Source organism: Novosphingobium sp. FW305-C-111, assembly GCF_058783565.1.
In genome coordinates this window covers 41,611-54,540 of record NZ_JBYSYP010000014.1, presented here as the reverse complement: position 1 = coordinate 54,540, position 12,930 = coordinate 41,611, and the positions used below count along the sequence as shown (strand labels likewise).

The window sequence follows — 12,930 nt, the reverse complement described above, 5'->3', positions numbered from 1 at the left end:
GACGCGGGCGTTACGGTCGCCGGCTGTTTCCACTCGCCGTCCAGCCATCGACCGCCACCCGACCGAGCCCGGGATCGTCGGTGAAAAATCCGTCGATCCCGGCGTCGAGGTATCGGCGTATTTCGGCGACGCTGCCGTCCTCGTTGCGCGCGGCATCGCCCGCCTGGTCCCGGAAGTCGGCGGCGAGGAAATGGTTCTCGGGCCGGAAGGTCCAGGTGCCGACAAGCAGCCCGGCGTCATGGGCGCGGGCGATGAGCGAAGCAGCCGCGCCGAGCTTGCCCGAAGGGTCGAGCGGGATCAGGTCCCGGCAATAGGGCGCTAGGAAATCGGCATAGCGGGCGACCTCGGCCATGCCATTACCCGCCAGTCGCTGCGCCCACGGGCGTTTGTCGCCCTGCGCCGCGCAATCCCAAGGGGCTTCGCCACTCTCGCACAGCTGCATCAGGCGGACGTTGCTTCCGGTGCCGATGCGCTCGCGCAGCCATCGCAGGTTCGAGGTCTCGAAGCTCTGGACGATGACCGGCGCGCGGCCGAGATACCGGTGCGCGGCCACCGCATCGAGGAAGCGCTGCTCGAGCGGGAGGCCGAGCCCGGCAAAGAACGTCGAGTGCTTGAGTTCGGGGATGAGGCCGATCTCCCGGCCCGAAGTGGCGGCCTGTGCAGCGACGAAATCGGCAACCTCGTCGAAAGTCAGGATCTGGAACTCGCCGTCGAAGCGCGCGCTTTCGGGGCGGAGCGGGCCGAGCCGCTCGCGGGCGCGGAGCTGCTTGAGTTCGGCAAGGGTAAAGTCCTCGGTGAACCAGCCTGTGGCGGCAGTGCCGTCGATGACCCTGGTGGCGTGACGATCCGCGAACTCGGACCTTGCGGCCACGTCAGTGGTCTCGGCGAGGTTGTTCTCGTGCCGCACGACCAGGACCCCGTCCTTGCTGGCGACGAGGTCCGGCTCGATGAAGTCGGCCCCGTCGGCAATGGCCCGGGCGTAGCTGGCGAGCGTGTGTTCGGGCCGATGCGCGGGCGCGCCGCGGTGACCGAAGACCAGGGGCTTTCTCGGCTTGGCGGGTGGCGCCGACACGGTCGCAGCAGCCTTCGCAGTCATCGCAATTCCTCCCGCAGCAGCCACGCCAACGAGCATCGAGCGGCGCGTCATGGCAAGTCCTGCAGTCATCGATCTCTCCCGCGCGAAGAGCGTCGCCTGGACCTTGTGCGTGACCGCTCCGTGACGGTCTACCGCGATTTTCCGGGCGACAGGTAACGGTCGGGAAAGTGACCCCAAGAGGCAACAAAAATCACACGATGCTGCAACAGCGAAGCCATAGTTCGCCTGGCGCAACACGCTCCAATGAGGGGGACTACAATGCGCCTTGCAACGATTCTGCTCGCCACCGCGGCCGGCATTTTTACTATCCCGGCCCATGCCGAAGAAACCGCCGCACCCGCTGACAACGAGGCCATGCCCGCAACCGACGAAGCCGACGCCATTGTCGTGTTCGGCGCGGGCGAGACCAAGCAGGTCCAGGAGCTGAAGAGCGAGGACCTCGCCATCCTCGCCTCGGGGACCAGCCCGCTCAAGGCGCTGGAGAAGCTGCCGAGCGTCAACTTCCAGTCGGCCGACCCGTTCGGCGCGTACGAATGGTCGACCCGCATCACCGTGCGCGGGTTCAGCCAGAACCAGCTCGGCTTCACGCTCGACGGCATCCCGCTTGGCGACATGACCTATGGCAACAACAACGGCCTGCACATCAGCCGCGCGATCATTGGCGAGAACATCGGCAGCTCGCGGTTGAGCCAGGGGGCCGGCGCGATCACCTCGAACTCGACCAGCAGCCTCGGCGGCACGCTCGAGTTCTTCTCGATCGATCCGCGCGATGCGCTGGGCGCGGACGCCTCGGCTACGTATGGTTCGGACCAGACCTATCGCGGTTTTGTCCGCGTCGGCATCGGCAAGGAAGACGGTGCCCGCGCGTTCCTCTCGGCCAGCTATGACACGACCGACAAGTGGAAAGGCGAAGGCAAGCAGCGCCGCTTCATGGTCAACGCCAAGGCCGTCGTCCCGGTCGGCGCGGCGCAGATCGACGCGTTCATCAACTATTCGGACCGCGCCGAGCAGGACTACCAGGACCTCAGCCTCGAAATGATCAACCGGCTGGGCTACGACTGGGACAACTTCGGCCCCTCGGGCTACGTGCTCGCCATCCGCGTCGCCGACATCGCCGCCAATCGCGGCGACAGCGGCACGACCCCGCTCAACCCGGCTGCCGGCACCGTCTACCCAGCCCCGATCACCTCGGTCGACGATGCCTATTACGACGCTTCGGGCCTGCGCAAGGACACGCTTGCCGCAGTCGGCCTGACCGCGCCGGTCGGCAACGTCGAGTTCAAGCTCAAGGGCTATTACCACGAGAACGACGGCCAGGGGACCTGGGGCACGCCTTACGTCAACAGCCCGAGCGGCGTGCCGATGGCGGTCCGCACCACCGAGTACGACCTCAAGCGCTACGGCCTGTTCGGCAGCGCCGCGCTCGACATGGGCTTCAACAAGCTGACCGTCGGCGCGTGGTACGAGAACAACGACTTCATCCAGTCGCGCCGGTTCTACAGCTATCAGGATCGCACCCAGCCGGGCGCGGACCGCGATCACCTGAAATTCATGCGCAACCCATTCTTCACCCAGTGGTCGATCGACTTCAACACCAAGACTTTCCAGTACCACGTCGAGGACGAACTGACCTTCGGCGACACCACCGTCGCGCTGGGGTGGAAGGGCTTCAAGGTCGACAACCACGCTGATGCGATCGTCCAGGGCGGCCGCACCGTCGGCGACCTTTCGACCGAGGACTGGTTCCAGCCACATGTCGGTGTGAACCAGAAGTTCGGCGACAAGCTGGAGGCCTTCGCCGGCTTCACCCAGGCGACCCGCGCGTTCGTTTCCTCGACCACCAGCGGGCCGTTCTCCTCGACCCAGGCCGGGTTCAACGCGATCAAGCCGTTCCTCAAGCCCGAGCAGTCGGACACCTACGAAGCGGGCCTGCGCTACCACGACAGCATGATCAACGCGGTCCTCGCCGGCTACCTCGTCGACTTCCGCAACCGCTTGCTGACCATCCCGACCTCGGTCGGCATCGTGGGCGCGGCGAACGCACTGCAGAACGTCGGTTCGGTGCGATCGCAGGGCATCGAGGCGGCGGTCGACGTGCGGCTCGGCCAGGGCTGGACGGTGTTCGGATCCTACGCCTACAACGATGCGACCTATCGCGATAACGTGGTGATCACCGCCAACGGGACGACGACCGTCATCCCGACCGATGGCAAGTCGGTCGTCGATGCGCCGAAGCACCTCCTCCACGGGGAAATCGCCTATGACAGCGACACCTTCTTCGGGCGGATCGGGGTGAACCACATGTCGAAGCGGTACTTCACCTACCTCAACGACAAGTCGGTACCGAGCCAGACGCTGGTCGATGCGACCATCGGCTACCGGCTCGACCTCGGCAGGCGCGCGCCGCTGGAGATCCAGCTCAACGCGACCAACCTGTTCGACGAGGAATACGTCTCGACGATCGGTTCGAACGGCTTCGGCAACAGCGGTGACAACCAGACGCTGCTGGCGGGCGCTCCGCAGCAGTTCTTCGTCACCCTGAAGGCCGGCTTCTGATGCGCCGGGCCCCGCTGCTTTCTGCAATCGCCCTTGCCATCGCCGGTGTTCCGGCGGCGGCGATGGCGGAGCCGGTTCTCCTGATCTCGATCGACGGGCTCCGCCCAGGCGACGTGCTGGAGGCCGAGCAGCGGGGCCTGTCCCTGCCGAACCTGCGGCGGCTGGTGGCCGAGGGCGCCCATGCCACGGGCGTCACCGGCAACCTGCCGACCGTCACCTACCCCAGCCACACCACCCTGCTCACCGGGGTCGCCCCCGCGCGCCACGGGATCATCGGCAACACCACGTTCGATCCGAAGCAGATCAACTATGGCGGCTGGTTCTGGTACTCCGCCGACATTACCGCCCGCACGCTGTGGGACGCGGCCAAGGACGCCGGGCTGACCACGGCCAACGTCCACTGGCCCGTCAGCGTCGGCGCGCATAGCGTGACCTGGAACCTGCCGCAGATCTGGCGCAGCGGCCACGACGACGACCGCAAGCTGGTCAAGGCGCTCGCCACGCCCGGCCTTGTCGACGAACTCGAACACGACTGCGCCTCTGCCTACGCCCAGGGCATCGACGAATCGATCGACGGCGACGCCAATCGCGCCCGATTTGCCGGCGAATTGATTGCGCAGCACAAGCCGGGCTTCATCACCGTCTATCTTACCGCGCTCGACCACGAGCAGCACCAGTTCGGTCCCGGCACGCCAGAGGCGCACAAGGTGCTCGAACGGATCGACGCGCTGGTCGGAGACCTCGTCGCGTCGGAGCGCAAGGCACATCCCGACGCGGTCGTCGCAGTCGTCAGCGACCACGGCTTCGTCGCCACCGACACCGAGATCAACCTGTTCCGCCCGTTCATCGACGCCGGGCTGATCACGCTCGACGCCGCAGGCAAGGTCGCCTCATGGGAAGCGATGCCCTGGCCTTCCGGCGGCTCTGTCGCGGTGGTGCTGGCGCGCCCCCACGATGCCGCGCTTGCCGACGGCGTCGGCAAGCTCCTGGCAGCCCTTGCCGCAGACCCTGCAGCCCGGATCGCCCACGTTGCCGATCGCGCCGAGATTGCCCGGATGGGCGGCAATCCGCAGGCCGCGTTCTATGTCGATCTCGAGCCCGGAGCGCTTGCTGGCGGGTTCAAGCCCGATGCGCCGCTGAGCAAGACCAGCGCCTACAAAGGCACGCATGGCTATTTCCCGGCGCTCCCCGAAATGCGCTCGACGTTCCTGATCGCAGGTCCTGGCGTGCAAGCGGGCCGCGACCTTGGCCAGATCGACATGCGGGCCATCGCCCCGACACTCGCCCGCGTGATGGACGCCAGGCTTGCGGGCGCCGAAGCTGTCCCCCTCGACCTCGACTGACACCTGCGACAATTATGACAATCGGCGGGCTCCGCTGGATGCCGGCCGGTCGTCCCGTTAAGAAGCCGCCATGCCGATACGGGGACTCTACCGCATCCGCGATGCGCTGCTGGGCGCAAGCGTGCGCGTATCGTGGACGGCTGGCGATGCTGCCCCGGTCGTGTCCGAAACCGTCTATGAAGCGATGGGGGGCTGCCCCGCGCTGTCGGAACTCCCGACCGCAGAGCAGTTCTATGCGCGCGCGACGGGGTACCGGAAAGACCTGCTCGAACTGGGCTAGCGTCACGGAAGCATAACCGAACTGCAAATCCGCCGTAACGCGGGGGCGCTATCGTGAACGCCGGTCAAACGAGGGGTCGACCGGCATGTCCGCAGTCCCGCAATTGTCACGCAATCTGTCTGTGCGGCTGGCGTCTTGCGGCGCCGACATCGAGGCCGTCCAGCGCCTTCGCTGGGAGGTATTCCATGCCGAAATGGGTGCGGTGCTTCAGGGTAACGGGGCCGGCTATCTCGACCGCGACCGGTACGACGCGCTCTGCGACCACCTGCTCGTTATCGATAAAGACGGATCAGGCGGCGAGCACGTCGTCGGCACCTACCGCCTGCTCCGCGGAAGCGTCGCGGCGCTCGCGGGCGGGTTCTATACGGCCGGCGAGTTCGACATCTCCATGCTCGCCTCGAAAGCAGGCGAGCTCCTTGAACTGGGTCGCTCGTGCGTTCTTCCACCATACCGCACCAGCGCGACAATCTCGCTGCTGTGGCGCGGCATCGCCGACTACATCCGGGAACACGACATTACGCTGATGTTCGGCTGCGCCTCGCTTCCAGGCACGAATATCGCTGCGCACGCCGCCGGGCTGTCGTATCTGGCCCACAACCACCTGGCCGAGCCGTGGCTTCGACCACGGGTCCTGTCGGGGATTGGAGTGCCTATGGAGCAACTCGCGCGCGGCACGTATGACGAACGCCGGGCGCTGCTGGCGCTGCCCCCGCTGGTCAAGGGATACCTGAGGGTCGGCGCACGGTTCGGAGAGGGCGCGTTCATCGACCGCGATTTCAATACGATCGATGTCTGCGTGGTCATGCCTGTCGAGGCGATCTCCAATCGCTACGCTGCGCGGTTCGAGCTGGCGGTCTAGAGCGTCCCGAGCCTGGCTGCGATGGCGCTCTCGCAGTGGGCCGCCGCCTGCTTGCGGTCATGGGCGACCGCCGTTTCCTCGAACCAGACATGCGCGCGACAACCGCCTCGCAGCAGCAGGCCGCCAAGGTGCGGGAGAAGCGCGTCGTCATCGATCCACGCGATACGGCGGCGTGCGCTCGCTGACAGCGCGCCTGCTGCAGCGCGGTAGTCGATGGTAATTGGCTGAACGAGGCGCAGGCCATCCGCCGGAAACAGGCTGGTCCGGAACGGGAGCAGTGCTGGCCCAAGTCCGGTGGTTCCTTCGGGAAACAGGACATAGCTGCTCCCCGAGGCCAAGCCGGAAGCCAGGGTCATTGCCTGTAGCCCCGCGAGCCCGGCCTGGGCGCGGGCCACGAACTGGCACCCGGCCCGGCGCGCGAGCGCTCCCAGCAAGGGCCAGGCGGCGACTTCCGATTTCGCCACGAAGCCCGCGTCCAGCAGCCGCGCGAGGATCACGATGTCGAGCCACGAGACATGGTTGGCGACATAGAGGACGCCCGGCCGCAGGACGGGCACCCCGTGGACGACCACCTTTGTCCCGGTCGCGTGAAGCAGCGCCTCCAGCCCAAGCTGGCGAACAGTCGGGAGTGGCAGAACGAGCCAGATCAGCGCGGCCAGCAGGAACATTGCCACGTAGGCGAGGCGCACCGGCAACCGAAAAACCGCCAGAAGGATCTGCGGCCGAAGACGCAGCGAAGGTCCCGCTGCGCCCTGCGCTGCCCGACCAGCGTCCATCAGCGCTTGCTTGCGTGGATCGCCCGCACGACATCGCGCCAAGCGATAAACTTGAAGTTCTGCGCTGCCGGAGCGTTTTCGCCATCCTGGGCGACGAACAGGCCCCCGGGATAGCGCTTGCCGAAGCTGCCGCGAGCCACCGCGATGCCATCGGTTTCTTCGGTCGCGCCGTACTCGCCAGCGGTGATGCGGAATCGCCCCGCCGGCACCATCCCGGGAAGCCGGTACAGCGCATAGGTATTGTCGCCCTGGCTCGAGGCGATCAACCACCCACCGCGCCGTCCTTCGGGATAGAGAGCGAGCCCCTCGACATCGGCGACAAGCTGGGTGTCATCGACAGTAGCCACAAGTGTACCCTCTGCAGAGGCTCCGCGCGTGTCGAACGCCCAGATTCCGCGGTCCTCCTCGCCCACATAAAGCTTGCCGGTGCGAGGATCGGCCACACAACCCTCGGTCTGGGTTTCGAGGCGGTACGAGCGCTCGGTCTCGCCCCGCACCGCAGCGCCATCGATCGCGATCCGGACCTGCTGGATTTCACCGTGCTTGAGCACCGAAAATGCATCGATGCCGGCCTCGTCCGCGAGCAGGCACACGCCATAGGCCTCGCCGACGCCGCCGGAGACGCTACCCAGCGGCACAAGCTTCGCGGTGCGGGTGTCGAGCCTGTACACCAGCAACCGCGCATTGGCCTCGTCATTGCGGTCGCTGGCGACCACCATTACCCCGCGCTTGCCCAGATCGACAAGATCGACGTTGTTGACGCGTCCCGCCGCCACGAAGTCCCGCGGCTTGCCGTCGAGACCGTACACGTAAAGTCCGGCTTTCTTGTCGGTCGCGACGATCAGACTGGCCTCGGGCTTGCGCGGGTTGCGCCAGATCGCGGGGTCGTCCGCGGCGTCGGCGTTGCCGGTGCCGACAGGGCTGGTCTCGCCCCGCGCCGTGACGGTCGCTGTGACAGGAGGGGACGCCGCCGCGTCCCCGCCCGCGAGGGCAAGCGCCAGGGCCAGGCCCAGCATCAGAAGTTCACCCGCACGCCGCCGCTGAAGCGCCGTCCGAAGCGCTCCCACTCGATGGTCTGGGTCTTGATCATCGGCGTCGGGATACCCTTCGCGGTCAGGATGCCCGCCGGGTTGGAGAAGCGCCGACCCGGCTGATTGAGCAGGTTCGAGGCGTCGAAATAGACTTCGAAGTTGCGGTTGAAGGCATAGCGCGCCGAGAAGTCCATCTCGTCATCGACATCCCAATAAGTGTCACCGCCATCGACATCGGTGTCGGCGATCTCGTCGAGCCACAGGCTGCGGCGCTGGTACTGGAGGCGCAGCGAAAGGCCGTACTTCTCGTAATAGACGCCGACGTTGTAGACCGAGTCCGAGGTGTTCGGCAGCCGCACCTTGCGTTCTGCCACGCCCGAAACCGCGGGCTTGGTGACCTCGCTGTCGTTGAGCGTCAGGTTCGCACTGATCCCGAAGCCGCCCATCCAGTCGGGCAGGCCGAGCGCTTGCGTCCACGGCTCGAGCTGGAGCTGCGCAGCCACTTCCACGCCGAACAGGTGGCCGGTTCCGCCGTTGGTGATGCCGGTGAAGGTATAGCCCGAACGGTCGATGCCGTTGCTGTCGAGCGCGTTGGAGCCGAACGTGGCGGTCTGGCGATAGAGCACGTCCTCGACCTTCTTGTAGAACGCGCCGACCGAGATGTAGCCCTGCGGGCGGACGTACCATTCGAAGTAGCCGTCGACGCCATATGCGCGTTCCGGCTTCACCGCGGGATTCCCGCCCGAGATGGTCTGGTTGGAGTCGTTGATCACCACGTTCGGGCGCAGCTGGTCATAGTCTGCGCGCGCCGCCCCGCTGTTGAACGACAGGCGGAATTTCTTGCTGTCGTCTAGGTTGTAGTTGAAGTGCAGGCTCGGGAACGCAAGCGTCTGCTCGGCCTCCGCGGTGATCCCGGTGGCGATACCGCGGTTCTTCACGTGCTCAACCCGGATGCCGCCCACCAGCGAGCCCCAGTCATAGCGAACGGTCCCCATCAGGAACCCGGCATAAACCTGCTCGCGCACGTCATAGATGTTGCCAGTGGCCGGAGTGAGCGTGAACCCGGCGCGCGCCGCTTCGCCGGCTGCGCGCATCTTGTCGACGTCAAAGTAGTGGAAGGTGTAGCCCATCCGGATCTTGCCCTGGAACGGCAGGTCGGTGGAGAACTGGTTGAAGTCGGTCGGGATGCCGACTTGCGCGAATTGGGCCGCGGTGTTCAGCACAAGGCCGCTTTCATCGACTACCTTGGTGCGCTGGTCGAACTGGAAGCCCGCGCGGAGAGTCGCCTCACCGCCGAGAAACGGCAGGTCCTTCGAGACCACCAGCCGTCCGGTGTAGGCCTTGGTGGTATCGACCGCGTCGAGCACGGTGAGCTGCGACAGCGGCTTGGTAAAGCTGTCGATATTGGTAACAGCGGACCCGGCCTGGAATCGCGTCGGGCTGCTCAGCTGCACGGTGGTGAACAGGTTGAGCAGCGACAGCTGCGGATCGGTGAAATCATAAGCGACAGTGGGGCGCAGCGAGCGCGTGCTCGGACTGTCCCAGCTTGCCTCGCCGACGACGCTGCGGTCGTCCTTGGACTCGGTGTAGTTGCCCAGCCAGTCGATCTTCCAGCCCTCGCCGAAAAGATGTTCGCCGCGGAGCGTGTTCGTGAAGATCGACTGCCGGAAAGCGCGCAGGGTCGAGCGCTGGCGGATGTCGATGCCATAGACCGTGCCCTTGTAGGGCGTGTTTCCGATGCAAACGTCGGCATAGCCCGTGGTCGTCGGTGCCGAATTGGCGTCGGTCGCGCAGGCGGCAGTGTTGGCAACGAGATCGCCCTGACGATCGTCGAGGTCGAAGCGGTAGTTGTTGCGCGCTTCGTCGTCCTTGAAAATGGTATAGACCGAACTAGCGGTGATCGTGTTGTCCGCGTCGGGCTTCCAGTCGATCCGGCCGGAAGCTGACCAGTTGCGGCGCGTGAGGCGATACAGCTTGTTCTCGGTTTCCTGCACCCAGTACCGGGTCTCGTTACCCGGGCGCTGGTCCTGGCTGACCTTCTCCCAGTCGTTTTCGAAGTTGTCGGTGATCATGTTGCGCTCGTAGTAGCTGCCCGACAGCAGCAACCCGATCTCGCCATCCCCGAGCGGCACACGCTCGGATAGCACGAGGGAGCCTTCGTATTCCGGGCGCGAGCCGTATTCCGCGACGCCGTAGCCCGCCTTGCCGGCGGCATGGAGGCCAGCGTAGTCGAACGCCGAGCGGGTCACCACGTTGACGTTCCCTGCCACGGTTTCACCAGGCATGTCCGGGGTGACGGCCTTGCTGACGATGATCTGCTTGGCGATCGCCGAGGGGATGGAGTCAAAGCGCGCGTCGCGTCCTTCCGGGCTTACCACGTTGATCCCGTCGAACGACAACGTCGTCCAGGTCTTGGGCGCGCCGCGCAGCGAGATGTAGCGAGCCTGGCCCTGGTCGCGCTCGACCGCCACACCGGGCAGGCGACCGGTCGCCTGGGCGATGTTCTGGTCCGGGAGGCGGCCGACCGAATCCGACGAAGCAACTGTAACCAGCGAATCCGAGTTCTTCTGCACCTCGAGCGCTGCCGCTTCGGATTCGGCGATCGGACGGGTGCCGGTGACTACGATCCCGGGCGCCGCATCATCTGCCGACGCTTCTTGGGCCTGCGCGACATCGGCAGCAGAAGCGCCAACGCTAGCGCTTGCGAGCAAAAGAATGCGGAGCGCGCCGCGGCGGATTGGTTGGCTGATCATGGAGATGCCCCTGAGAGTTTTTCTGGTCCCGGGGCGCAGCTAGGCGTGCCTTGTTGCAAGCGATTTGCAATTTGGTGACTCTTTGGTTTCGCTCCTAAAGCGAGCCCTTCAAAGGTGTGTAAGAGTCAGGTCCATTGGCCAAACGACGCATTTATTGCAGGCTTAATCCAACATCATTTCGAAGCGCACAGAGGCCCGGAGCAAACATCAAAAGCGAATCGAAGCCTTCAGGGTCGCCAACTGACCGCAGTGAGGAATTGGATACTTTTCTTCTAGAGACAATTCTTCGAAGGCGCTGCATCAATCAAAGTTGGGGGTATATTTGGGGGTACTCTGCACATGACCATGCAGAAGAATGCCAGGATCACGGCGTTTTTCGACCATATTTAGATTCCCTTCACCGCTCCATTTTCGCGTCAGCTCAAGTATTGAATCCAGGTCGCTCGATCAGGCTGCGCATTGCCTGCAAGCGACGAAGCGGATCCTAGCATCGAATATTCGCAAGGTTTTGCCGCCATTGCGATCGCAGAGCCGAAGTCCCCCGCGATCAGCCCACGGACGGGTAGAGCATCCGCCTGGCCGGTCACGTGTGGGCGGTTTGAACAGGGCGTCCGCCACCCATCTTCGGCATCGCTTCGCCTGCCCCGGCCCTCGCCGGCTCGAAATTCCTGAGAATGCGCGGATGGGGATGCTGGGGTTGGTTCATCCCGGCCAGAAGCCCGAGGGCCTCAGCGACGGCGGCGATTGAGCTCGAGGAGAAGCAACCCGATCGCCACAACGGCGACCGCGGCGAATACGAGACCGCCAAGGATGTAAAGCACCGGACTGATCTGAGTCGCACCCATCGATTGGCCTCTCAAGTTTCCACGGATCGGCCAGCCCGGCACCGGAAAGCTCGCCAGCTCCGATTTCGACATGCGCAGGGCACCTGGCAATGCCGTAGGAATACGATGGTGGAATCCACGTAGGTCAGCGGTACGGCGTGCGGATTCGCCTGTTCGCGATTTTTGTCCGAAGTGATATGTATTTGCCGGCCACATCAACTCCGGAACCATGACTCGCCAGATCCTGCGCCTGCAGCGCTTCATCATCGCGCCGAAGAATCCGCTCGTCTGGGTTCCTGCCATCCTGCTCACCACGATCGCGGTGACCTGGCTGCGCTGGGTCGGTGACGAGGGGGTCAACGGCTTCACCTTTTCGCCCTACTTCCCGGTGATTGTCGCCAGCGCTGCCGTGCTTGGCTGGCGCTATGGCATGTTTGCGGCGCTGACCTCGCTGACCGTGCTGGTGATGGTGTTTCTCGACCCCACATGGTTCGAGCGCCCCCGCGCAGGGCGGCTGGTGATCATCGCCATGCTCGGTGTGACCCTCGCCCTGATCCTGGCGACCACCGAGTCGATGCGGACCCTCCTGCTGGCGCAGTGGCGGCACGCGCGCGAGACGAGCGCACTCAACGACGAGCTTCACCACCGCACCGCCAACATCGGACAGATGCTGGTCAACTGGATCGAGCGCGGGCTCGATGAACCCGATTGCCGCGCGTACTATGCGCAGCTATCCGAGCACCTCATCGCCTGGGTCCGTTCGAACAGCGTGCTGCGCCAGACCGACAGTGGGCCGCTTGCCGTCGCGGACCTGGCACAGCTTGCGTTGGCCCCCTTCCCGCTCGCGCGGATCGCGTTGCTCGGCGACCGGGCTCGCCTTGACGGACCGGCGGCGCGAGCAGCGGCCATGGCCCTGCATGAACTGGCGACCAATTCGACCAAGTACGGCGCGCTATCCTCGCCGGGAGGGCAGGTTGTGATCCAATGGGAGCACGAGGCCGGCGAAGTTCGCGTGACATGGACCGAACACCCCGCACAGCGTCCGCCAGGCGACATGGGCGGTTCGGGGCTGGGTCTCGACCTGCTCGCTTCGCTCGAACACATGCGCGATTTCAACGTGCGGCGCGGCGAGGAAGGCCTGATCTGCAGGTTCCGGCTGCCGGCCGCCCCGTCGGGAGGTGGGACGGGATGAGCGGGGCGGCGGCAGACGCGGTGGTTCAGTTCTCCCCGACCATCTTCCGCAGCGCAAGCTGCGCCTTGTCCGATGCAGGATCGAGGGGGACCAACCGAGGAGTCGTCCAGACCCGCGGGCTCTCGCTGGCGCGGGCGCGGTGCCCCTTGTCGGGCGGGATGCGGGTCATGTGCATTCGCCCAAAATCGCGGCGCATTCAGCCGTGCGCAATCCCGTAGGA

At 65.4% G+C, this 12,930-nt stretch carries 11 protein-coding genes; 5 read left to right on the top strand and 6 right to left on the bottom strand.

What is annotated here, in order from left to right; all coding sequences use genetic code 11:
• Positions 1-10: 10 nt before the first annotated feature.
• Complete coding sequence (locus tag AC3WLD_RS15365) at positions 11-1,165, bottom strand: glycerophosphodiester phosphodiesterase family protein (RefSeq protein ID WP_492557850.1); 1,155 nt, start codon at positions 1,163-1,165, stop codon at positions 11-13.
• A gap of 189 nt (positions 1,166-1,354) precedes the next feature.
• On the opposite strand from AC3WLD_RS15365, the gene AC3WLD_RS15360 reads away from it, so the two are divergent.
• The 4 genes from AC3WLD_RS15360 to AC3WLD_RS15345 all read left to right on the top strand — a co-directional run bounded on the left by AC3WLD_RS15360 (position 1,355) and on the right by AC3WLD_RS15345 (position 6,134).
• Complete coding sequence (locus AC3WLD_RS15360; RefSeq protein ID WP_492557849.1) at positions 1,355-3,652, top strand: TonB-dependent receptor; 2,298 nt, start codon at positions 1,355-1,357, stop codon at positions 3,650-3,652.
• On the top strand, positions 3,652-4,995 hold the full coding sequence (locus AC3WLD_RS15355) for an alkaline phosphatase family protein (protein WP_492557848.1): 1,344 nt from the start codon (positions 3,652-3,654) through the stop codon (positions 4,993-4,995). The genes AC3WLD_RS15360 and AC3WLD_RS15355 overlap by 1 nt, the downstream gene beginning before the upstream one ends.
• A gap of 70 nt (positions 4,996-5,065) precedes the next feature.
• The gene (locus tag AC3WLD_RS15350; RefSeq protein WP_492557847.1) at positions 5,066-5,275 is read left to right on the top strand and encodes a hypothetical protein; all 210 of its coding nucleotides are present in this window, start codon (positions 5,066-5,068) and stop codon (positions 5,273-5,275) included.
• 85 nt (positions 5,276-5,360) lie between these two features.
• Complete coding sequence (locus AC3WLD_RS15345) at positions 5,361-6,134, top strand: GNAT family N-acetyltransferase (protein ID WP_492557846.1); 774 nt, start codon at positions 5,361-5,363, stop codon at positions 6,132-6,134.
• Here the strand turns inward: AC3WLD_RS15345 and AC3WLD_RS15340 are convergent.
• The 4 genes from AC3WLD_RS15340 to AC3WLD_RS15325 all read right to left on the bottom strand — a co-directional run bounded on the left by AC3WLD_RS15340 (position 6,131) and on the right by AC3WLD_RS15325 (position 11,611).
• A complete protein-coding gene (locus tag AC3WLD_RS15340) occupies positions 6,131-6,823 on the bottom strand; it encodes a lysophospholipid acyltransferase family protein (RefSeq protein ID WP_492557845.1) in 693 nt (230 codons plus the stop codon). The two genes, AC3WLD_RS15345 and AC3WLD_RS15340, sit on opposite strands and share 4 nt — an antisense overlap.
• Positions 6,824-6,909: 86 nt before the next feature.
• Positions 6,910-7,926, bottom strand: a complete 1,017-nt coding sequence (locus AC3WLD_RS15335) for a phytase (RefSeq protein WP_492557844.1) — start codon at positions 7,924-7,926, stop codon at positions 6,910-6,912.
• Positions 7,926-10,694, bottom strand: a complete 2,769-nt coding sequence (locus tag AC3WLD_RS15330; protein ID WP_492557843.1) for a TonB-dependent receptor — start codon at positions 10,692-10,694, stop codon at positions 7,926-7,928. Before AC3WLD_RS15330 ends, AC3WLD_RS15335 begins: the two co-directional genes overlap by 1 nt.
• A 728-nt stretch (positions 10,695-11,422) precedes the next feature.
• Positions 11,423-11,611 carry a hypothetical protein gene (locus AC3WLD_RS15325; protein ID WP_492557842.1) on the bottom strand — a complete coding sequence of 63 codons (189 nt, stop codon included), beginning with the start codon at positions 11,609-11,611 and terminating at the stop codon, positions 11,423-11,425.
• A 136-nt stretch (positions 11,612-11,747) separates the two neighbouring features.
• Here AC3WLD_RS15325 and AC3WLD_RS15320 point away from each other — a divergent pair, with 136 nt between their 5' ends.
• On the top strand, positions 11,748-12,710 hold the full coding sequence (locus tag AC3WLD_RS15320) for an ATP-binding protein (protein ID WP_492557841.1): 963 nt from the start codon (positions 11,748-11,750) through the stop codon (positions 12,708-12,710).
• A 25-nt stretch (positions 12,711-12,735) separates the two neighbouring features.
• Here AC3WLD_RS15320 and AC3WLD_RS15315 read toward each other — a convergent pair whose 3' ends face one another.
• Positions 12,736-12,885, bottom strand: a complete 150-nt coding sequence (locus AC3WLD_RS15315; RefSeq protein WP_492557840.1) for a hypothetical protein — start codon at positions 12,883-12,885, stop codon at positions 12,736-12,738.
• Positions 12,886-12,930: the final 45 nt, after the last annotated feature.